20 protein-coding genes and 1 pseudogene are annotated in these 21,551 nt (G+C 69.6%); 7 read left to right on the forward strand and 14 right to left on the reverse strand.

The features are described from left to right. Positions 1–126 precede the first annotated feature (126 nt). The 5 genes and pseudogenes from QCD66_RS17180 (at position 127) to QCD66_RS17200 (ending at position 2,754) form a co-directional block, all read left to right on the forward strand. Positions 127–810, forward strand: a complete 684-nt coding sequence (locus tag QCD66_RS17180; RefSeq protein WP_375734509.1) for a helix-turn-helix domain-containing protein — start codon at positions 127–129, stop codon at positions 808–810. Then, positions 807–1,037, forward strand: a complete 231-nt coding sequence (locus QCD66_RS17185) for a hypothetical protein (RefSeq protein ID WP_375734510.1) — start codon at positions 807–809, stop codon at positions 1,035–1,037. The genes QCD66_RS17180 and QCD66_RS17185 overlap by 4 nt, the downstream gene beginning before the upstream one ends. Further along, positions 1,034–1,766, forward strand: a pseudogene (locus tag QCD66_RS17190) (aquaporin); the annotation flags it as partial. The gene QCD66_RS17185 and the pseudogene QCD66_RS17190, both read left to right, overlap by 4 nt. A gap of 93 nt (positions 1,767–1,859) precedes the next feature. Next, positions 1,860–2,267, forward strand: coding sequence for an arsenate reductase ArsC (locus QCD66_RS17195; protein WP_375734511.1), 408 nt, complete (start codon positions 1,860–1,862; stop codon positions 2,265–2,267). A 115-nt stretch (positions 2,268–2,382) separates the two neighbouring features. Next, entirely contained in the window at positions 2,383–2,754 is a 372-nt protein-coding gene (locus tag QCD66_RS17200) for a metalloregulator ArsR/SmtB family transcription factor (RefSeq protein ID WP_364219758.1), read from the forward strand. Between the two features lie 219 nt (positions 2,755–2,973). Here QCD66_RS17200 and QCD66_RS17205 read toward each other — a convergent pair whose 3' ends face one another. Together QCD66_RS17205 and QCD66_RS17210 are read right to left on the reverse strand one after the other, a co-directional pair. Further along, on the reverse strand, positions 2,974–4,398 hold the full coding sequence (locus QCD66_RS17205; protein ID WP_375734512.1) for a M28 family peptidase: 1,425 nt from the start codon (positions 4,396–4,398) through the stop codon (positions 2,974–2,976). A gap of 636 nt (positions 4,399–5,034) precedes the next feature. Continuing rightward, positions 5,035–5,505 carry an ArsI/CadI family heavy metal resistance metalloenzyme gene (locus tag QCD66_RS17210; RefSeq protein WP_364219707.1) on the reverse strand — a complete coding sequence of 157 codons (471 nt, stop codon included), beginning with the start codon at positions 5,503–5,505 and terminating at the stop codon, positions 5,035–5,037. Positions 5,506–5,627: 122 nt separating this feature from the next. Here QCD66_RS17210 and QCD66_RS17215 point away from each other — a divergent pair, with 122 nt between their 5' ends. Then, on the forward strand, positions 5,628–5,993 hold the full coding sequence (locus tag QCD66_RS17215; protein WP_364219710.1) for a metalloregulator ArsR/SmtB family transcription factor: 366 nt from the start codon (positions 5,628–5,630) through the stop codon (positions 5,991–5,993). 388 nt (positions 5,994–6,381) lie between these two features. On the opposite strand, the gene QCD66_RS17220 is transcribed toward QCD66_RS17215, so the two are convergent. From QCD66_RS17220 to QCD66_RS17275, 12 genes are all read right to left on the reverse strand, one after another. Next, a complete protein-coding gene (locus QCD66_RS17220) occupies positions 6,382–7,176 on the reverse strand; it encodes an aquaporin (RefSeq protein WP_364219713.1) in 795 nt (264 codons plus the stop codon). Further along, positions 7,169–8,269 carry a GTP-binding protein gene (locus tag QCD66_RS17225; protein ID WP_364219716.1) on the reverse strand — a complete coding sequence of 367 codons (1,101 nt, stop codon included), beginning with the start codon at positions 8,267–8,269 and terminating at the stop codon, positions 7,169–7,171. The genes QCD66_RS17220 and QCD66_RS17225 overlap by 8 nt, the downstream gene beginning before the upstream one ends. 246 nt (positions 8,270–8,515) lie before the next feature. Next, the gene (locus tag QCD66_RS17230; protein WP_375734513.1) at positions 8,516–9,769 is read right to left on the reverse strand and encodes an ATP-grasp domain-containing protein; all 1,254 of its coding nucleotides are present in this window, start codon (positions 9,767–9,769) and stop codon (positions 8,516–8,518) included. Then, a complete protein-coding gene (locus tag QCD66_RS17235; RefSeq protein WP_364219722.1) occupies positions 9,753–10,337 on the reverse strand; it encodes a metalloregulator ArsR/SmtB family transcription factor in 585 nt (194 codons plus the stop codon). Before QCD66_RS17235 ends, QCD66_RS17230 begins: the two co-directional genes overlap by 17 nt. Positions 10,338–10,423: 86 nt before the next feature. Further along, complete coding sequence (locus QCD66_RS17240; protein ID WP_364219725.1) at positions 10,424–11,191, reverse strand: methyltransferase domain-containing protein; 768 nt, start codon at positions 11,189–11,191, stop codon at positions 10,424–10,426. A gap of 25 nt (positions 11,192–11,216) precedes the next feature. Next, complete coding sequence (locus QCD66_RS17245) at positions 11,217–12,476, reverse strand: GNAT family N-acetyltransferase (RefSeq protein ID WP_364219728.1); 1,260 nt, start codon at positions 12,474–12,476, stop codon at positions 11,217–11,219. Positions 12,477–12,510: 34 nt separating this feature from the next. Further along, entirely contained in the window at positions 12,511–13,740 is a 1,230-nt protein-coding gene (locus QCD66_RS17250) for an RCCLKC-tail radical SAM protein (RefSeq protein WP_375734514.1), read from the reverse strand. A 435-nt stretch (positions 13,741–14,175) separates the two neighbouring features. Further along, complete coding sequence (locus tag QCD66_RS17255; protein WP_375734515.1) at positions 14,176–15,408, reverse strand: permease; 1,233 nt, start codon at positions 15,406–15,408, stop codon at positions 14,176–14,178. A 116-nt stretch (positions 15,409–15,524) separates the two neighbouring features. Further along, positions 15,525–16,046: a hypothetical protein gene (locus QCD66_RS17260; protein ID WP_375734516.1), complete on the reverse strand. Its 522-nt coding sequence runs from the start codon at positions 16,044–16,046 to the stop codon at positions 15,525–15,527. A 620-nt stretch (positions 16,047–16,666) separates the two neighbouring features. Next, the gene (locus tag QCD66_RS17265; RefSeq protein ID WP_375734517.1) at positions 16,667–18,034 is read right to left on the reverse strand and encodes a pyridoxal phosphate-dependent decarboxylase family protein; all 1,368 of its coding nucleotides are present in this window, start codon (positions 18,032–18,034) and stop codon (positions 16,667–16,669) included. 226 nt (positions 18,035–18,260) lie between these two features. Continuing rightward, on the reverse strand, positions 18,261–19,331 hold the full coding sequence (locus QCD66_RS17270; protein ID WP_375734518.1) for a hypothetical protein: 1,071 nt from the start codon (positions 19,329–19,331) through the stop codon (positions 18,261–18,263). Then, on the reverse strand, positions 19,328–19,816 hold the full coding sequence (locus QCD66_RS17275; protein WP_357534262.1) for a SigE family RNA polymerase sigma factor: 489 nt from the start codon (positions 19,814–19,816) through the stop codon (positions 19,328–19,330). Before QCD66_RS17275 ends, QCD66_RS17270 begins: the two co-directional genes overlap by 4 nt. A 296-nt stretch (positions 19,817–20,112) precedes the next feature. Between QCD66_RS17275 and QCD66_RS17280 the strand changes: the two genes are divergently transcribed. Further along, positions 20,113–21,366, forward strand: coding sequence for a pectate lyase (locus QCD66_RS17280; protein WP_375734519.1), 1,254 nt, complete (start codon positions 20,113–20,115; stop codon positions 21,364–21,366). The last annotated feature ends 185 nt before the right edge of the window (positions 21,367–21,551 follow it).

Raw genomic sequence — 21,551 nt, forward strand, 5'->3', positions numbered from 1 at the left:
CGTCCATCTGTTCTCAGCCGCGTGAGCTGAGGTAGGCCTTGCGCTCGTCTCCGAACTGGCCGTTCTCCGCGTGGTGCCGGCGAGACCCACTTGACTCGACAAAACAGCTCAGCAATAGTTGAGTCAATGAGAACTGAGTCTTCTTCCCTTGATGGGCGAGCCCGGATCCACGCCGCCCTTGGCGATCCGGCACGCCTGGCGATCGTGGACGCGCTCACCCTGGGCGATGCCTCCCCTGGGGAGATCGCGCACACCCTCGACATGCCGACCAACCTGGTCGCCCACCACGTCAAGGTCCTCACCGACGCTGGCATTGTCATCAGGGGCCGCTCCGAGGGCGACCGGCGACGCACCTACCTGCGGCTACGCCCCGAGGCGCTGGCCGCTCTCGCCACCCCGCGTCTGGCGGGCGTCGGTCGGGTGGTGTTCGTATGCACCCACAACTCGGCCCGCTCGCAGTTGGCCGCCGCGCTCTGGAGGCAGCGCGCCCACGGCGATGTCGCCTCCGCCGGCACGAAGCCCGCCACCCGGGTGCATCCCCGCGCAGTGGCCGTGGCCCACCGCCACCACCTCGACCTCGACCCGACCGGCACCGCCCACGTCACCGAGGTCGTCCGCCGCGACGACCTGGTGATCGCCGTATGCGACAACGCCCACGAGGAACTGACCGGCCCGATCCACCGACTGCACTGGTCGGTCCCGGACCCGGTGCGCGCGGATACCGACGAGGCGTTCGAAGCCGCGTACGCCGACCTCGCCGACCGCGTCGACCGGCTCGCCCCCGCCATCCTGCCCGGAGGTCCCCGATGACCGCCACCGCCTATCCCCACCAGGAGATCACTCTCGACCAGCAGGTTGCCCCGCACACCGCCGCGACGCGACTCGCCGGGCACGACCCGGTCGACGTGCGGCCGATCCGCGACGAGACCGAGCGCCGAGTCCGTCGTCTGCCCGACGAGTTGAACGTCCCTGCCACCCGACAACCGATCTGCCCGACGATCCGGGACCGCAACACCAGGGGAGAGGCAGACCGATGACCATTGCCCTTCGGCGGCGCCTGCTGGCTGAGTTCACCGGCACCGCCCTGCTGGTCACCGCTGTCGTCGGCTCCGGCATCATGGCCACGGCCCTTTCCCCCGGTGACGTGGGCCTGCAACTGCTGGAGAACTCCACCGCCACCGCGTTCGCCCTCGGCGCGCTGATCCTGATCTTCGGGCCGGTCTCCGGCGCGCACTTCAACCCCGTCGTCTCCGCCGCTGACTGGTTCCTCGGTCGCCGCGCCGGCACCGGCCTCACCGCCCGCGACCTGGGCGGCTATGTGGTGGCGCAGGTCCTGGGCGCGATCGCCGGATCAGTGCTGGCGAACCTGATGTTCGACCTGGCCGCCGTCGACCTTTCCGGCAAGGACCGCGCCGGCGGTCACCTGTGGTTCGGCGAGGTCGTTGCCACCGCCGGCCTGATCCTGCTGATCTTCGCCCTCGCACGCTCCGGCCGCGCCCCGGCGGCACCCGCCGCGGTCGGGGCCTACATCGGCGCCGCCTACTGGTTCACCTCGTCCACCTCGTTCGCCAACCCGGCGGTCACCATCGGTCGTGCGTTCACCGACACCTTTGCCGGTATCGCCCCCGGCTCGGTGCCCGCGTTCGTCGTGGCCCAGTTCGTCGGCCTCGCCGTCGGTGTCGGTCTGCTCGCGGCCCTCTACCCCGACGCGGGCGCCGCTGCCGACCAGGTCGTCGTGCCCATGGACGAGGACGCCGCTGTCGGCCGCCGATCGTGACAACACCGTATCCACAAGAACAGCGTGCTCGGCCTGGTCCGGGCTTCGTCAACCGCCGCCGTGACCCCCGGGAAGGCACCTGATGAGCGACAAGCCCAGCGTCCTGTTCGTCTGCGTCCACAACGCCGGCCGTTCCCAGATGGCCGCCGGCTGGCTGCGCCACTTCGCCGCCGACACCGTCGAGGTCCGCTCCGCCGGCTCCGCGCCCGCCGAGACCGTCAATCCGGCCGCCGTCGAGGCGATGCGGGAGGTCGGGATCGACATCACCGACCAGACCCCCAAGCTCCTGGAGTACGCCACCGCCGAGTCGTCGGACGTCATTGTCACCATGGGCTGCGGCGACACCTGCCCTGTCTTCCCGGGCAAGCGCTACGAGGACTGGAAGCTCGATGACCCCGCCGGTAAGGGCGTCGACGCCGTCCGGCCGATCCGCGACGAGATCCGTGCCCGCGTGGAGAAGCTCCTCACCGAACTTCGTCCCACCGTCTGACCCCCCCCGGCCAGCGCCGCCCGCCGACCTGCCGGATCCAGACGGCTCCCGCCCGAACAAACTCACGGTGATCCAGGCCTCGTTTCACCGGCTTACCGATGGTGTTGCTGCGACCATGCAATACGTGGGATCCGCGAAGATTACAACGCCTGCCATCTCGCCCCTTGCCGGCGAGCCGATCAAACGTGCCGACGCCGAGCGCCTCGCCGGAGTGCTGAAGGCCTTCGCCGACCCGGCCCGGCTGCGACTGATCAGCCTGATCCAGTCGTCTCCGTCGGGGGAAGCGTCCGTGACCGACCTCACCGCGCCGCTCGGGCTTTCCCAGCCGACCGTGAGTCATCACCTTCGGATCCTCACCGAGGCCGGCCTGCTCGAGCGCGACAAGCGCGGCGTCTGGGTGTACTACCGCCTGGTGCCGTCCGCGATTGCGGGAATCGCCGATCTGTTGACGCCGCCTCGCAAGCGGGCGATGAAGAAGGTCCGCTGACCGACACCCGTCAGGCAGTGGCGGCGAGCCCCAGCGGCAGGATCCGGCCGCAGCTGACGTGAGGTCGGATCTGCTCGCAGTCTCGCTGGCGTCGAGGACGCGCGGTGGTTTCGGTGCTTGGGCTGGTCGAGGTGTTGGCGCATATCGTGCCGAGCCCGGACGGGTAGGACCACTACTGGCGGCGGCGCTCGATCTCGGCTGGGCGCTCGTCGTAGTTGATCACGCTGCCCGACGGAACCGGGCAGCGTGCCTTGCGGTGAGCCAGACGGTCGCGACGACGAGCCGTGCGAGCGCGACGAGGGACGCCGGCTGGACGCGGTCGGGAGTGTCAGCGGGGCTGTGGTCGCCGCCCATGCCCGCGCCGATCCCCACCGTCGCGAGCCCGGCGGCGGCGTACCGGCGGTCGTCCGAGATCAACGGGCGCGGGGAGAGGGGGAGGCAGACGTGTCGGCCGGCCTGGTCGACGGTCGCGAGCAGGCGGTGTGCGTCGCCACCGGCCCCGACGTGTGCGGCCCTACGGACCAGTCCGGCGCCGTCGATGCTGATCACCAGCGGCCTGGCGCCATCAGATGCGAGCGTGGCGGCGTGATGGGCGGCTCCACGGCCACCGAGCGCTTCGGCGTCCAGCAGCGCTACCCGCAGCGCGGTCCGTGGTGGCGGCGCGGCAGCCAGCAGGCGGGCCGCCTCGAGTACGACGGCGACGCCGCCGGCATGGCTCGCGGCCGGCTGGCGCAGTCCCGGCACGTCGCCGACGCCGTCGAAGTGCGCGGTCAACAGGATCTCCAGGTCGGCGTCCCGGGCGGTCGCGAAGCTCGCGTGGATGTTGGCGGCCGTCAGGTCGAGCCGGCGGATCGGTGCGTTCGCCGACCACCAGCCGCGCCGCTGCGCCGCTGCCCCATGGACCGCCGCGTGAAGGTTCGGTTCCAGGACGAGCATCGGTAGGGGACCGGCGTCGGTACCGGCCAGCGTCGTCGTGAGCCACCCGTCGATGCCAGTGGACCCGGGAAGGAGCAGACCGCAGGAGCGGCCGGCGTGTCCGTACGCGTCGAAGACGCTCATCGCCGCCGGGACGACCAGCCAGCGGCCGGTCGGATCGCCCTGTCCGGCGACCGCCAGTTCACCGCGGCGGATCAGTGGTGCGTCGGACGAGGTCAGGTGCAGGCCGACGTCGCGGCCGAACACCGGCTCTCGCAGTGCTCGGCCGTCGTTCCAGCGCACCTGTGGCGCCGCGTACACCTCCGGTACGCGAGGTGCGTCGAACGGGGCGACAGCGACCGTTGCATTGAGTTCTGCAAGCTGGTCCGCGAGCCACGCCCGTGCCGCGACGCCACCGGGAGTGCCGGCCTGGCGGCCGGCGAACCGTTTGTCGGCGAGGCAGTTGACTGTGGTGGTCATGCGCCTGGCGGACATCTGCGCCAGCACGAGGTCGAGGGCCCGGACGGTGTTCGCCGTCGAGACAGGCACGTTCGTCGGCGGCAGGGGACCGTGATCCGTTGGCTGCTCGCCGGTGCGCCCTGACGCGTCGGGGAACAGGGCGACCCCATCCGTGTGCGGTGGAACGGTGCGCCTCGGCGCAGGCGTGGTGGCGGCGAGTGCCTCGTCCGGATCCTCGGCGAACCCGCCGGTCGCCTCGGCTCGCCTCATGGTCGGAACCCGGTCTCGCTGCGGACGCTGCACGCGGCTGGGCGAAGGGTGCCGGGACGGCGGTCGTGCGACGCGGCGGTGGTGGGTTCGGTGCGGTTGCGGTGGAACCGCGCTCTGGTCGGCCGGCAGCTGAACGGGTCCATGGCGGCCCTCCTTCGCAGCTCTCGGCTGTCTAGACAATTCTCTAAGCAACCGTGCACGCTGATTCGAGAGCTGTCAACCTAGACCTACGTCGAAACAAGTCATGCGGCTGCCTCGATGCCTCGTCGGCGACGCCCACCGCCGACGAGCCGGGCCGGTCTGGTGCGGGCGGCCGTACTCCAACCTCTACCTGGCTCTGTGCCCGCATCCCGCCAGGGCGGTGGCTGTCTGCCGCCGCGCCGTCGGTGGCCACCGGGAACGGCACCCGAGAGGTCGCTTCGCTTACGACCGGTGGTGCGGCCCGTTCGGGTGGGGCCGCACCACCGGTTCAGGTTTCCCGACTCGCGTCGGATGGCTGGAGACGGCCGTTGCGATACGCGGTGTTCCGCAGCCCACGACGGTGGTCCTGCCCTGGAAACGCTGGGATCGCGGTGGAGTACCGGGGCTCCAGCCGGCCGTCGTGACGCCGACGGTGCCTGCCGAGAAGTCGGATTTTCAGGCGGGGGTGCAGCAGATGCCGGCGGCGGTCGGGCTGCTGGCGGGCTGCTCCTCGGCGGCCGGGGTGCAGCAGGCGCTCTCGGTGGCCTTCGTCAGGTGGGGGGAGTCGGCCTTGACGGTGTAGACCTCCCAGGGTTCGTCGCCGGGACCGCGTACCCAGACCTTGTCCTGTAGGGCGTAGCAGCACTCGGTGCTGTTCTCCTCCAGGGTCACCAGGCCGGCCTCGGTGAGGCGCCGGGTGGCCGCGTCGACCTCGTCGGTGCCGGGGACCTCGACACCGAGGTGGTCCATGACCGTGGGTCGGTCGGGCTCGCCTTCGAGCAGGACGAGCTTCAGCGGCGGGTTCTCGACGGCGAAGTTGGCGTATCCGGGGCGACGCTTGGCCGGCTCGGTGTCGAACAGCTTGCTGTAGAAGGCGATGGAGCCTTCCAGGTCGGATACACGCAGGGCGAGCTGGACGCGGGACATGGGTGTCCTCTCAATGGTCGTGCATCGACGCGCGGCAGGCCGTAGCGGCTGCTGCTTGTCTAGATGCCTTTCGAATCAGGCTCACTGTTGCACGCTGTTTCGAGAACCGTCAAACTAGAGGTATGTCGAAGCAACCGGTGGTGGACCCCGACCTGGTGGCCTGCTGCCCGCCGATCGCGACCCGCCGTCTGGAGGCGAACCAGGCGGAGGTCATTGCACCGATGTTCCGGGCCCTGGGCGATCCGGTCCGGCTGCGGCTGATGTCGATGATCGCCTCGGTGCCCGAGATCTGCGTCTGCGACCTGACCCCGGAGTTCGCCCTGTCCGGGCCGACCATCTCCCATCACCTCAAGGTGCTGCGCGACGCCGGCCTGGTCGAGTCCGACCGGCGTGGCACCTGGGTCTGGTACCGGGTCAGAGCCGACGCGTTCCGCCAGCTCGGTGCCCTGCTGCGTGTCCCCGCGCCCACCGCGGAAGCGTCGGCGTGAAGCACGCATCGGAGAACGTCGTCATAGCCCTGCCACCGCGACCCGTCGGCCTCCGATAACCCATCCGCCCGGCACCGGCGAGATCACGATCGTTGCCATGACCGACCGGCACGCTGACCCGGTCCTGGACATCTACCGCCTCGGGATCGCCACCGGCAACGCCACCTCCGGCGGCTGACCGGCACGACAAACGCGCGTCGGCTGCCCCGACCTTCGAGGGCCGGGACAGCCGACGCGCCTTGACCGTCGACGGTCATCGTGCCGGCAGAGCGCGGTGCTGCCTTCACAGCCAGCACCGTTTGTGACCACTGACGAGCCCGGAACCTGAACCCGTCCTACCGCCCGGCGGCGCCGGACCGGAGGCACCGCCGTCGACGGCTGCTGCTCGTCATCGGGACGCCACGGCGTCGGTCGACATGTCTGGCGCGCCCGTCTTGCTGTCGTCGGTCGCGCCGCGTTGGCGGACGATTCGGGCGGCCCGGGCCGGTGCGTCGGGGTAGAGCAACCGGACCAGGGCGTAGGCGAGGCCGCCGCCGATGAGCTGCATGAGGATGAACGGCAGCACCGACGACGGCGTGATTCCCGCGAATGTGTCGGAGAACATGCGGGCGACCGTGACGGCCGGGTTGGCGAAACTGGTGGAGCTGGTGAACCAGTAGGCGGCGGTGATGTACCCGGCGACGCCGACGGCGATGGTGTTGGTCCGGCCGGACCGGGCCATGCCGAAGATGACCATCACCAGGCCGAGGGTGGCGACTACCTCACCGAGCCACAGGTTCGGTGTGTCGCGTTGGGTGCTGGAGATGCTGACCGCCGAAAGGTCGAACATCAGGTTGGCCACGACCGCGCCGACGAATCCGCCCACCAGTTGCGCGGCGATGAGGACGGCGGCGGTGGTGGCCTTGACGGCGCCGAGCGCGAGTTCGACGAGCGTGACGACAGGGTTGAACGCGGCCGACACCGGTTGCAGGGCGAGGATGAGCGCGACCAGGATGCCGCCGGTGATCAGGGAGTTCTGCAGCAGTTGCAGGCCCACGTCATCGGGTGAGAGGCGGGTGGCGGCGATGCCGGAGCCGATGACGGTCGCGACGAGGAAGGCGGTACCGACGAGTTCGGCGACCGCGGCACGGATGACCGGCATCGTGCTGTGCGGCTGCGGCCGGTCCGGGCCGTGGTCAGACATCGGCGGCGGCGAGTCGGTGGATCGGGCGGGGGTAGCCGGGCTTGAACGAGTTCGCCTCGGCCGCCCGGGACCGGGTTCCGGCGATGTTGTCGGCGTGCGCGACGGCGTCGAGCACCGCCTGGTCGAGGACGGCGGGCTCGCAGGCGACCCGTGCGTTGACCGTGGCTGTCGCGGTCGTGGGGGAGCCGGCGGCGGTCAGGTCGACCGACGGGGTGGTGCCCGAACCGGTGATGCTCATCTTGGTCAGTTCGCCGTCGCTGTCGACGGTGAGCTTGGCGTGCCCGATCTCCGCGCCAGCGGCCTGCATGTTCTCCGCCAGGTGCGTCAGCAGGCTGCTCGCCCATACGTCCGGGGAGAATCCGGCGCCGTCGGCGTCGATGACGAATTCCTGGTTGAGCCAGGCCAGCTGTGCCTCCGCCGCCGCGTACCGGTCGTAGTCGATGTCGAGGTCCGCGGCCCAGCTCGCCGGCTGCTCCCATGCGTGCAGCAGGTCGGTCAGGCCGGTTCCGGTCTTCGCCGAGTAGCCGATGACGGTCGCCTCCGGGTAGGCGCGGCGCAGGTCGTCGATGACGCGGTCCTGGTCGTCCTGGCCGATGAGGTCGATCTTGTTGACGGCCAGGACGTCGGACTCGCGCAGCTGCTGGCTGAACAGGTAGGACAGGTCGGACTCCGGCTCGCCGCGTTCGGCGGCCCGGGTGAAGGCCCGCAGGCGCATCGGGTCCACCACGGTCGCCAGCGGCGCGACGACGAACTGGTCGCCGTAGAACTTGCGCAGGGGCCGGACCACGGTGGCCTGCAGATCGGTGCAGCTCCCAACCGCCTCGGCGATGACGACGTCGACGTCCCCGCCGGCGATGAGTTCCTCGACGACCTCGATCAGGTCCTCGAACCGGCAGCAGAAGCAGCCGCCGGTCACCTCGGCCACCGAGTCGAGGCTGCTGCGGACGAGCTTCGTGTCGACCAGTTCCGTCCCTTGGTCGTTGGTGACGACAGCGACGCGCTTCCCTTGCTGCTGCAGGTGCCGGGCGGCCGCGACCAGCGTCGTGGTCTTGCCCGCACCGAGGAAACCGCTGAGTGCGATAAATGTGATCACGGGGCCTCTTCCTCCGGTCGATACGTCGGGATGGCATGCGCAATACGACGCCACTGACCTCAGGCCCTGAATAGTGGGTGAGAACTGCGGTCGGTCAGTGAATCGCTTGATCGAAATGATCCCGGTGCGTGTAACACTTGTCAACGGTCGGCTCTTGGGCTGATACGCGTTTCATGACTTGTTTTCGGGCGCGTTGTATCTACCGGCCGGGGCAGTTCTGATGTCGGTCCGATTGGCGGGTTATTCTCAGATGGGTTTGTATTCCAACTCGATCATGTCGTGGGCGCGTTCGAGTTCGGCGTTCGTCTGTTCGACCGAGTCCGTCACGGCGATCACGTATCCGTACCGGGAGAGGAACCCCCGCGGTGGCAGTGCCAGATCCTGGCCGGGCTGCCCGGTCGCCACCGCGGCATGCACTCCCGCCCTGAGCAGGTCGGTACGTACTCGCAGGTTCAGGATCCGGCAGTCGACCGGCGGGTACAGGAACCGGATACCAGCCACCCGTCGACGGGTCGGACGGCTGGTGGAATAACACCCGGTGGCGATCTGCCCGGCGGCGACGGCGAAGTCGACACCGGTGGCCAGATAACCGAGGTGCGGGATGAAATCGCCACCGAGTCGGGCGTTGATCTCAATGAGACGTGGACCGTCACGAGTCAGCCGGAATTCGGTGTGAGTCATGCCGTCGGTGAGACCGAGCCCGGAATGAATTAGACGAAGCTGGCCGTTCAACGCCTCATCGGCCAATAGTGGATCGGCGCCGTCGATGAGGTGAACGGTTTCCTCGAAGTACGGAGCCAGCCCCGTCTGTTTGCGGGCCAGGGCGAGCGGAATGACATTTCCGTCGACGACAGCGCTGTCGACACTGATCTCAGGCCCGTCGAGGTATTCCTCGACGAGCACATCCGCGCCGTCGCGTACGACGCCCGGAAGAGTTGCGGCGTCGGCGGTGCGGTACGCCCGCACCAGCGCCTGCTCGTCCTCGACCCGTTGCACGCCGATGCTGCCGGCCAGCCGTCGCGCCTTCACGACGACCGGGTAGCCGATCGCGGCGGCGGATTCCACCGCCTCGACCTGGCCGGTCACGGTGACCGACCGGGGTTGGCCGACGCCGCGACCGGCCAGGATCCGGCGGGTGGCCGCCTTGTCGCGGCAGGCGGCGACCGCCTGCGGCGGGCTGCCGGGCAGGCCGAGTTGTTCGGCGGCGACGGCGGTGGCATCGATGACCCACTCGTCGTAGCTGAACAGGCCGGCGACCGGTGCGACCTCGGACCCGATGCGGCGGACGGCCCCGACCAGGGCCGCCGGATCGTGGGTGTCGACAAGGGTGAATCCGGTCAGGTAGGGCCGGTGCCAGCTGGGTTCGGTGGCGTCCAGCAGCCACAGCCGGAAATGGGGTGCCAGCGCGGCGAGGATGTACTCCCGGTAGCGGCGGTCCCCGCTGCCGACCAGCGCGAGCAGCAGGCCATCCTGTCCGGGGCTGCTACTCCTGTCGCCCATGTCGTCGGTCTCCGTTGTCGAGGTGCGGCCACGCCGGCAGCGTCGGGGTGGGTGCGGGGGAGCGACCCATGACGACGTCGGCGGCGGTCGGGAACTTCGTGATGCAGCTGTGGTTGACCGAGTAGAGCCGGGAGGTTCCCTCGCGGGTGTAGGTGACGAAGCCGACCGCGAGCAACGCCTTGAGGTGGTGCGAGACGAGGGACTGCCCCAACCCGAGTTCGTCGACGATGTTGCCGACCGAGACGGGTTCGGTGCGGCGGCTCAGATAGCTGAGGATGATGATCCGGGTCGGATCCGACAGCGCCTGGAACCAGCGGGCGTACGTCTCGGCGGTCTCCCGGTCCAGGGGCTGGTCGTCACCGGACACCGGGCCCGGCTCGGACGTGGCGCCGTTCTGGCTGGTGCCGCTGCGCGACCAGGCACCGCCGGACCGCTCGGCGGCCGGCCGACGGTCCGCGGTGAGGTAGATACCCGGGCGGTGTCCGGACGGCCATCCACGCGCCGCGATGATCATGGCTGCCAGCGCTGTGGCGGCGACCTGGTAGGCGACCAGAGTGGTGTCGAACACTGCTTCTCCCTCGTCCGGCGGACCGATCCGGCGCTGCCGCTCGTTCAAGGCCAGCTGATCGGTGGGCGCTATTGGGAGCATGCCTGTTAAGCGGAGGCGCTGTCATCTGAGGTGATCGGTGTCGCCGGTTTCCGGGCCCGGATGATTGCGGCATGCATCCCGTCGGCGGCCTCGTGGGTGAAGACAACCTCCGGGTCCACCAGGCCGGCCCGCGTGAGTACGTCGTGGTACTCGCTGACCGACAGCGCACCCGCGACACACTCGGCACGGCTGCCCCGGGCGGCGCGGTCGTCGGCGGACAGCCGATCCTCGGCGACGACGTCACTGATCCCGATCCGGCCACCGGGCACCAGCACCCGGCTCATCTCCTGACACACCGCCAGCTTGTCGACCGACAGGTTGATCACGCAGTTGGAGATGACCACGTCCACGGTCTCCGCCGGCAGCGGGATCGCCTCGATGACGCCCTTGAGCAGCACGATGTTGTCCAGTTCGGCGTCGGCGATGTTGCGCCTGGCCACCGCGAGCATCTCTTCGAGGAAGTCCAGGCCGAAGACCTGCCCGTCCGCCCCGACCCGGCGGGCGCTGAGGATCAGGTCGAGGCCCGCCCCGGAACCCAGGTCCAGCACCGTCTCACCCTCGCGCAGTTCGGCGACCGCGGTCGGGTTGCCGCAGCCGAGACTTGCCAGCAGCGCCGGATCCGGCGCCTCGCCCGGGCCGATGCCCGCGTAGTTGACAGCACCGAAGGCGGTATCGGTGTCGTCGGCGCAGCAGGCCGAGCCGGCCGCGGCCGTACGCGCCTTGTCCCGGTAGTAGTCCTGGACATCCTGTTGCGGTGCAAGCGTCTCACTCACGGGAACCTCTTCCAGATCCTGGCGTTCAGCCGTCGGAGCAGCAGGCGCTGCCCGAGGCCGCGGTTTCGAGCAGGGGCAGGCGGCTCGGCGCGGCCACGTCGCCGAAGGCGACACGCCGGGCCGCACCGAAGGCATCGAGCAGGGGATAGGCCCGTTCGCGGTGGGCGGCATCGGCCAGCACCAGACTCGTGGTGATCCGACGCGAGCTGCACCCACGCAGCACTTTCGCCTGATGGGCGCCGGCACCGAACTCCACCTGACGCAGCCCCTCGCGGTACGCGTCGCGGACCGGAGCGTTGAGCACCAGCGCGAAGTACAGGCCACTGCGATCACCGAGCCGGGCATAGTCGAACCCCGCCCACTTCGTCAGCAGGCGGTGCCCCTTGCGCAGCACCACGCACGAGGCGACCAGGTCGCCGTCGAGACTGCCGGTGTAGGCACGCAGGTCTGCACCGGCGTCCAACAGTTCGGCGAGCATCGTCTCGATGTGGGCCGGATTCTCCCCGGCACCGTTCTTCTCCCGGTTGAGGCAGGTCAACTCCGCGATCCGGGCGACGTGCGGCCGGATCGCCGCACCGTCGAGCCGCTGCACGGTCACACCGGCCGCGGCGACCCGGCGTTCGTCGGTGACGACCCGCTGCCGCTTCTTCTTCGGCAGCCCCACCAGATGCCCGTCCCAGTCCGCGGCGGCAAGCGGGATGTGGTCCTCGAAACCCCAGAAGGTGGTGTGACCACCCGCCGCGTCCAACGCGGCGGTCAGCGCGTCGTTACCCGGCCGGTCCGGTACCCACGGAGCGACCACACTGCGGATCCCGGCGCCGAACGCCGCCGGGACGAGCTGCTCGACCATCGTGGCGAACAGCGTCGGGGTCCAGAAGTTGTAGCCGATCTCGGTCCGGTAACCCAGCGGGGATCCCAACAACAGCGTGGGGAAGAAGGCATCCTCGCCCAGCGCGTCGACCTGGGCCGTGACACTCGGGGCCACATCCACCCCGCAGCACACGCTGTCACCCGACGGCGGCTGCCAGCCCAGATACGTACGGGGATCGTGGTCCACGGCCGGTGGCGCGGTCAGCACGTACCCGGGCAGCAGCGCCAGCTCGCCCCGACCCCGCGTGGCAACGGTGTGCCACGGCTTCGCCTCCGGCAGCGCCCGCTCCGTGGCGGCGAGGAACGTCGGCCCCACGTACGGCCACGCGTCCGTGAAGTCCGCGGACTCCCGGGCCCAGTCCATCTCGGGAAGCTGCTCGCCCGTACGGACGACGACGCGATGGGATCCACTCATACCTGTTGCCTCCTCCTACCGGCCGCCCGGCCCGTCAACACTTGACGCAGCAGCGGACGGCGCCCGCGTCCTCGGCTTCATTGCGGCGCTGCTGCCACAACGCCTCCACCCGCCGGTCGGGATGGGTCCAGTCGAGGTGGAAACCCTGATCCACGAGATCGACATCGGCCAGCCACGGCGACTGCAGCAGCGGTGAGCCCTTGAACAGCAGCAGCCTCGTCTGCAGCGCCGTCGGCTCCACCACCCGGGCCAGGCCCGTCTCGACCAGGAAGTCCTCGAAGGTCAGCAGTTCCTCGTAGCGTACCCAGGGAGTGAACGGGATGAAGGTCGGATTCAGCTCGAAACCGATCCGTTCCGCCTCCGCGATCGCCGCACGCATATGGGCGACATCGATACCCTTGTCGAAGATCCGCAGGATGCGGTCCGACGGGAACTCCAACGCCGACGTGACCCGCCGCAGCCCCAACGACACCAGCTCTTCCAGCAACTTTGGATAGTCGAGGATGTGATCGACCCGGGTGGTGAACTCGAACGTCGAGCCGGGAAACTCCGCCGCGATCTGGCGGACCACCTCGACCCCGAGAGTCCGCGAGTTGAAGAACTCCGCGTCGATGAAGAAGAAGTGCCGCACACCGTCGTCGGCAAGCTGCCGCGCGTCGGCGAGGACCGTCTCCAGCTGGTACGGCGCCACACCGCCGTCGTACGCCCCGTACACCGAGCAGTAGGTGCACTTGTGGTGACAGCCGCGGGAGACCTCGATGTTGCCCATCAGCCCCAGGCCGGTGTGGTGCGCGGGGTAGTGCACCAGCGACGGGAACAGGTGACGCGCCGGCGCCGTGGCCGTGATCCGCCGCCGTGGTGGCCGCGCGGTCATCCGGCTCGCCGTACGCAGCGCGGGAACCTGCGGCAGCGGAAGCTGCCCGACCGCCGCCTGGCACAGCTCCTGCGCGATCCGTTCCGGCTCGTCGAACGCGACCGCGTCGACCCTGGCCAGGAACTCGGTGCTGTTCATCTGGGCGTACTGGCCGAAGGCGACGATCGGCGCGCCCGGGTGGGCGGTCCGCAGCCTGGGGGCCAGGTCCACGGCCCGGTGCAGACCCTCGAACTGTTGCACCGACAACAGGACCAGGTCCACCTCGGCGTCGGGGAGGCGGTCGGGGAACGCGTGCGCGTCCCAGGCCGTCACCGCCGCCCCCTGGTCCTGCAGGGCAGCGGCGACACAGGCCGACGCCAACGGTTGCAGTTCCGCTTCGAAGGAAGACACCACAAGCACCCGGGGATCAGGCAACGTAGCCCCCTATGTTCGCGCCACATGACCGGCGGCAGCCGACGATTGCCGGAGGCGACGAAGCATCCGGGTTCATCAGCTGGGTACCGCCGACGATGGCACCTTCACCAATCCGTGTCAATAGATTGATGGAGTCGGAATGTCCGAATCGGAAGTCTTTCCGTGATCTTGTAGCGGTTGCTGTCGCAGCCCCTGGCCTGCGCGTTTCGCGTCAACACACCAAACTCGATCTTTCGGGATGAGTCCGGGACGATTGTGGTTTGAAGCGATCGGGCAGATCGTCGGACGTTTGTCCGAATTGGGATTGTCCGGCCCGGGGCGGACCTCCTGAACACCTGATCCTCCGCATGGCGGTCCTCGGTCCGAGTGGGCCCCGCCATGCGGCCCGACCGACAAGCCGGCTGACCGTCGTCAAAGCACGAGCTGGGCACCGAAGCCGATGATGATGCTGCCGAACACGCTGATCCCCAGATACGTCAGGAAGACCCGGTTGGTCACGACGCTACGGACGGCGACCATCGCCGGAACCGTGGTCACGGCACCGCCGAGCAGGAACGTCACGACCGCCCCCGGTGCCATCCCCTTGGCCAACAGGCCGTCGATGATCGGAATCGCGCCGACACCGTTGAGGTACAACGGCACACTGATCGCCGCCGCGAGCGGAATCGCCACCAGCGGATCCTTCCCGAGCAGGGTCGTGATCAGGTCACCCGGCACGTACATGATGATCAGCGCCTCGGCGACGCAGGCCAGAACCAGCCACTTGCCCAGGGTCAGCGTGTCCCGGCCCATGTTCCGGAAGCTGATCTGCCAGTTCCGCCGGGTGCGTAGACTCGCCTTCGCCGCCGGCCACCACGGCCTGTCGTCGTCCTCGCCGCCGTCGACGCCGGTCGAGCCACCGGACCCCTGCGCCGCCGTCGCCGAGCAGCTGGCGGTCGCCTGCGCGGTGCCGCCACCGGCGGCCACCAGCGCCGGCTCCTCGGTGCGCTGCTGATCCTGCCCACACTGGGGGACCTCGAGTCGCTCCTGCTTCTCGTATCCGCGCCGAAGGACATTCTTGAACATCCCCCGCCGCTCCATGAGCAGGACGACGAAACCGGCCCCAACGCTGAGTATCACCGCGCCGACCAGGCGCGCCGTCGCCAACGGCATGCCGATCTGCGCCGCCGTCATCGCGAAGATCTCCGGATCCATCGCCGGCGAGGCCACCCAGAACGCCATCACCGCCGACAGGGGGATGCCGCCGGCGAGCAGCTTGCGGATGAGTGGGATGACGGTCAACGAGCAGAACGGGCTGAACGCCCCGATCGCCGCGGCCAGCACCACGCCGACCCAGCCCCGGCGTCGGAACGTGCGTCGCGCGATGATGTCGAGATAGAGCAGATCCACCATGGCCGAGATGAAGATCGCCAGGGCGAACCACGGCGCCAGTTGAACCAGATAGACCAGGGTGAGTCGCACGACCTCCACGACATCTTCCACGGCCCCTCCTCGCGGACGCGCTTCGGCCGGCACGGGCGGCCGCCGAGCGCACTCTATCAACCAACAACGATGATAGATAGAGCCTGTCGTGGGTGGCCGTGAGGCGACCCGCGCCGATACCGCGGACGCAATACGAACAGTTGATCGCCACGCTCCCCGCACGCGGGGACGATCCCCGCGCGGAGCCCGTCGTCTGGCCGCCCGACCCAGGCGGAGCGCTGGCCGGATCGGGTTACAGGGAGCCCGCGACCTTGCCGCGCTGACGTCCTGTCGGGCTGTCAGCCACCCGGCACGCGCTGGATTTTGGTGGGCCAAGGCCCAGGACGGCGGTGGTCGTTGACCTGCTCGATGGTGACCGGCCGCAGCGCCTGCCAGCCAACGCTTGTCACAGGTCGCGCCCGCCCAGCGAGACGTCGCAGAGCCTCGACGGCGCTGTCGTCCAGCGGATTGCCGCCGCCGTAGCCGACGAAGGCTATCGCCCCAGGGGTCGGCTCCCAGACGATCATTCCGGCGCCGTCACGTATGCCGGACAGCACCGCAGGCCGGCCGTGGACGGTCCCGGCGCTGACCGAACGCACCGCGAAGAGCTGGTCTTCGAAGCCGCCACTACTGGCAACCCCAGCATGAATCCAGCCCGAGCCGAGGGCTTGCCCCTCGCCGGCTGCCGCGCTGCTGTAGCCGACTTGACGCACGATCGGCGGTCGGTACGGCCCAGTCGAAATCACCGTATAGCCATCAGGCGGATCCACGCCCGGCCGGCCAGCGACGACAGTTGTTCGAGCAGCAAGCGCGATCAGCATGGCCTGGCCAACATCTCCACGGACGCGGGCGTGTCCACCAGCGACCGGCCATGTGACCGCCGCATCCGTCGCTATACCTGTAACCCCGTTGACGCTGACGTGACGTCCCGCAGTCGGAACCTCGACCGGGAATGCCACGACAGCACCGTGCCTGGCGAGCGAGCCGTCCGACCGGCGTACGACCACGGCCCACGGCCCGTCCAGGGCGGTGGGGTCACACCGTTGCTGGCTCAGATCTCGGTGCAGTCCGTCCCCCGGCTGCTCGAGAAGCAGGCCAGTGACCCCGTCTGCCACCGCAGCGCCCTGGTCCGAACTGGCCGACGAACATGACTTCTCGGGATCAGTCGGCGCCGTCGGGCTCACCATAGGAGGCGTCGTGCTGCGTGACCCGTCACTGTCGTGTAGGACGAACAGTGCTGCCACGATGAGGGCGACGAAACTCGCTCCGATCAGCCGCTACCGGACCTGGGTGTCAGATCGTGCTGTGCTTCGGCGATGAAGTTCTATGGCAGAGCGACGCCATCGATGATCGACCCGCTGTCGGTCGGATGGGCCGGTGTTGGCGACAAGCCCTGCTTGTCGGTGAACACCAGCCTGCGGGAACGGGGAGATTCCCAGAGTCACGTGGCGAGGCGGACGATCGCGGCGATGGACCGGTCCACGTCTTCCTCCGTCGTGGTGGCGTTCGATACCGAGATCCGCATCAAACGCCGTCCCCGCCAGGTCGTACCGCCTGCCCAGCATGTGCCGTCCGCCTGGACCGCCGCCACCACCCGGTCGGTGCGCGCGTCGTCGCCGAAGCCGACGAGCACCTGGTTGAGGACCACCTCGTTCGCGACCTCGAACCCGGCTGCGGTCAGGCCGGCGGCGAACCGGCGAGCCAGCGCACAGCAGCGGTCGACCAGCGCCGTGACCCCGTCGCGGCCCAGTTCCCGCAGTCCAGCCCAGACGGCGAACCCACGGGCCCGGCGCGAGGACTCGGCGGTGAAATCCCCTCCGGCTGGTACACCCCCGGAACCGACCAGGTACGAGGCGGCAAAGGACATCGCCGCGGCATGCACATCCGGCCGGGCGCAGAACGCGAACCCTGAGTCGTAAGGAATATTCAGCCACTTGTGGCCGTCGCAGGCCCACGAGTCCGCCAGTTCCAGCCCGTCCACCAGATGCCGGGTGGCGGGGCTCGCCGCGGCCCACAGCCCGAACGCCCCGTCCACATGTACCCACCCGCCGTGCCGTCGGACCAGTTCGCACGCTTCCCGGAGGGGGTCGCAGGCGCCGGTGTTCACGTTCCCGGCCTGCAGGCACACGATGGTGGGGCCCGAGGGACCGCCTCGCAGCACCTCCCGCAGTGCCCCGAGACCAATCGCGCCGTTCGGCCCGGCCGGCACCGGCTCCACCAGATCCGTCCCGAGGCCGAGTAGACGCAGTGACCGGTCGATGGTCGCGTGCCGCTCCGCACCGGCGATCACCCGTATCGGCGGCGCCCCGAGCAGCCCGCGCCGTTCCACGTCCCAACCCGCGTCCGCCAAAACGTGGTGGCGGGCGGCAGCGAGACCAGCGGTGTTGGCCGCCTGGGCGCCGGTGACGAAACCGACCGACGCGGACGCCGGAATCCCCAGCAGCTCCTTCAACCAGACGCCGGCGGCGGCCTCGGCCGCGATCGCGGCCGGCGACGTGACGGCATTGGTCGCGAGCTGATCCCAACCGGCCGCGAGGATGTCGGCGGCGGTCGCGGCCGGCAGGGCACCGCCGACCACGAAGCCGAAGTACCGCGGGCCGGCACTGGCTACCAGGCCCGGTTCGGCCACGGCGAGCAGGTCCGCCAGCACCTGCTCCGGCGGGCAGGGCGCGGAGGGCAACGGGCCGGTGAACGCCTCAGCCAGTGCCCCCTGGTCGATCGACACTCCGACCGGCCGATCCGGCAACGATTCCCGGTAGCCGGCGGCATGATCAGCGGCCAACCGGAACAGGCGCCTCAGATCCTCCACCGACCCACCCCAATCCCCGGCGCACACCGAACTCGGCACCGCCATTCGGGGACCGGAACGCTGCACGTACACCGTCTTGCCCAACGACCGCGGGCCACCGGAGCCTACCGGTCTGCCGCGGAGGTGCGACGCGCTGCCGTACCCGCCGCGTCGGGCGTGCGGCTAAACGACAAACCCGAGACGCAGGCGTACGTGCAGGGCTGTTCGCAACGTCGGCGGGCGCGGGCTACCGCGAGCCGACCCAGGACATCTCCGGCCACGGCCCGAAGTCGAACTCCTCGGCGATGCGGACGAGTTCGGCCAACGGCACCGTCTCGGGGGCCCCGCCCGACGGCTCGGCGGCGATCGGCGCGTCCAGCCCGACGAACACCGCGACCCCGTCCGGCAGGGTGAAGAAAAGGTGGCCGTTCTCGGGCACGTGCCAGCCGTCCGACCCGAGCACCCGCACCGGCCGGGCCGCCTGCTGGTTCAGCAACCCGGCGTGTGCACCGGGGCCGGAGAGCACCATCAGTTGCCGCCCGTCGCCGCCGGTGACCGAGACCAACTGCCGCCAGTCGGCTCCTTCGTGGTTCACGAAGAGTTGCCAGGGCCGGCCGGTCAGGCCGATCGGCAGCCAGCCCGGACGCGGTCCCACCCGGACGTGGCGCGGATCCGGTCGCGTCGACCGGGCGATGCGCAGGGCGACGTTGGCCCGCTGCTCGACGGTGTCGTCGCCGAGTACGGTCAGGATCAGTTGCGGCTCGCCGGGCGGCTGCCAGATGACGTGGACGTCCGGGGCGGCGTCCGGAATCTCGGGGCCGCGGACGAGTTGGCCGGCGACGCCGGCGACGTCGACGTCCTGCGTACGGCCGGTGGGCCGGTCGGCGTCCAGGGACTCGTGCCAGCCGACGGTGAGTGCGACGATCGGGGTCCGGGCGTCGGCTGTGCCGGGTCGCTCCCACTGTCGCGCGACGACCGGTGCCTCCTTGCCGGACACCAGGACCCGTAATTGGCTCTGTCCGTGACCGGGAGGCAGCCAGGTCGGATGTTGATGTAGCGCGACCTCCAGCCAGCCGCCCCCGGGGCCGTCCGAGATCTCGGGAAAGCCGGTTCGAGGTCGGTCGAGGAGGCGCACCGTGCCCAGCCCGCCGAGGCCGACCGCCGCCGCGGCCACGCCGGTGCCGGCGAGCCGCAACACGAGGCGACGCTGCCGGTGCCGCCGGGTGCGGCCGGTGAGGTTCGCGCGGATGCGTTCCGGGCCGGGCGCCTCGTCGGCGATGGCGGTCAACGCCTCACGGATCGCTGCTGAATCGATCATCGCTGTTCCTTCGACGGCTGGAGCGTGGCGGTGCCCCGCAGGCTGGCGAGGGCGCGTGATGCCTGACTGCGTACCGTGGCGACGCTGCAGTCCATCAGCGCCGCGATGTCGGCGTCGGCCATGTCCTCGAGATAACGCAACGCGATCACGATCCGTTGCCTGGTCGGCAGGGCCCGGATCAGCCGGACGAGTGCGTCGCGCTGCACGACGGTCTCGGTGCGGTCGTCGACCGGGTCCGGCAGGTGGACCCGTTCTCGGCGTAGCCTGGCCGTCACCCGTCGGCGGGTCGACACCAGTTCGTTGACGATCATCTTGCGTACGTACGACTCGGGCAGGTCGAGCGCGTCGATCCGCGCCCACCGGGAATGTGCCTTGACGAGTACGTCCTGCACGACGTCCTCGGCCTGGTGCGGGTCGCCGGCCAGCACGGTGGCGTAGCGCAGCAGCGCCGGCAACCGCGCCGCGACGAATTCCTCGAACGTCACTCGACCTCCCTGTTCGTCATGAACACGAAGCAGGGTGCCGTTTCTGTTGCAGCGTTTCCGGACCTCGTCGCCCGGACCGGGTGCCCCGGCGGCCGCCAGAATGCGCTTTCCTGCACCTGCGATGCACCTATTGACCGATCCTGATGGGTGGGGATAGCCTGCCGGGAAAGCGTTTTCTTCTACGTGGGGCAACACGGAGAACGGCGCGCCAACCTGCCGCCATGCCGTCCGCCCCCGTCCCCGGCTCCTCCGTCCGGCGGCCGTCCATGGCGCGAGTCCCAGATGGGAGCAGCGACATGATCCTGGAAACCCGTCCCCCCGACCCGGGACGACGGCTGCGCAGGGCCGTTGTCGGCCTTGTCACCATGGCCCTCGCCGCACTCGGTGTCGCCGTCGTACCGGGTCCGGCGCACGCGGCCACCGTCGACACCAACGCCTGGTACGTCCTGGTCAACCGGCACTCCGGCAAGGCGCTCGACGTCTACAACCTGTCCACCAGCGACGGCGGGCAGATCGTCCAGTGGCCGCGCAACGACGGCAACTGGCAGCAGTGGCAGTTCGTCGACTCCGGGTCCGGCTACTACCGCCTGAAGTCCCGGCACAGCGGCAAGGTGCTCGACATCTTCGAATGGTCCACGGCCGGCGGCGCCGAGGTCGTGCAGTGGACCGACTTCAACGCCACCAATCAGCAGTTCCGGCTCGCCGACTCCGACGGCGGGCACGTCCGGCTGATCAACCGGCACAGCGGAATGGCGCTGGAGAGTTGGGAGTGGTCGACCGCCGACGGTGCCCGCATCTCGCAGTGGAACGACCTCAACGGCGCCAACCAGCAGTGGCAGTTGGTCAGGGTCACCGGCGGTGGCAGCGGTGGGGGCGACGGCAGCGGCCCGTGGCCGACCGAGACCGGCAGCGAGCGGGTCAGTTCGACGCGCAACCTCGGCAGCTTCTTCGACGGTGGCATGAAGCGCTACTACGGCATCGGTGACGGCGGGCAGAGCGAGGACCAGGATCCGATGTTCGTCGTACCCAACGGTGGCACCATCCAGAACGTCATCCTCGGCTCCCCGGCCGGCGACGGCATCCACTGCGAGGGCTCCTGCACCATCCGCAACGTGTGGTGGAACGACGTGGGCGAGGACGCGGCCACCTTCCGCAGTTCGAGCGCGTCGGCGACGTACCTGGTCGACGGTGGCGGCGCCCGGTCCGCGTCGGACAAGGTCTTCCAGCACAACGGTGCCGGCACCGTCACCATCCGCAACTTCCAGGTGCACGGCTCCGGCAAGCTCTACCGCGCCTGCGGCAACTGCTCCACCTCCTACCAGCGGCACGTCGTCATGGACGGGGTCACCGCCCGGACGACGGGCGTCCTGGCCGGCATCAACACCAACTGGGGCGACACCGCGCGCTTCTCCCGGATCACCGTGTACGGCAGCACCACGATCTGCGAGAAGTACCGGGGTGTCCCGAAGGGCGGCGAGCCGACGAAGATCGGCTCCGGTGCCGACGGCACCCACTGCCTCTACAGTTCGTCCGACATCACCCAGCGCTAGCCGGGTTCCGGTGGCTTCCGGTCGACGATCCGGCCGGGAGCCACCGGTGGCGGTGCCGGTTCAGCCGCAGCAAGCGCCGGCCACGCACCAGCACTGACAACGGACGGCTCTATCGGAAGTCCCGCACTGGATTGGCCGGCCAATGTCACGACCGGCGATGGACAGTACGGACAGGTGTCCCGCCT

The organism is Polymorphospora sp. A560 (genome assembly GCF_045781765.1).
Classification (GTDB): Bacteria; Actinomycetota; Actinomycetes; order Mycobacteriales; family Micromonosporaceae; genus Polymorphospora; species Polymorphospora lycopeni.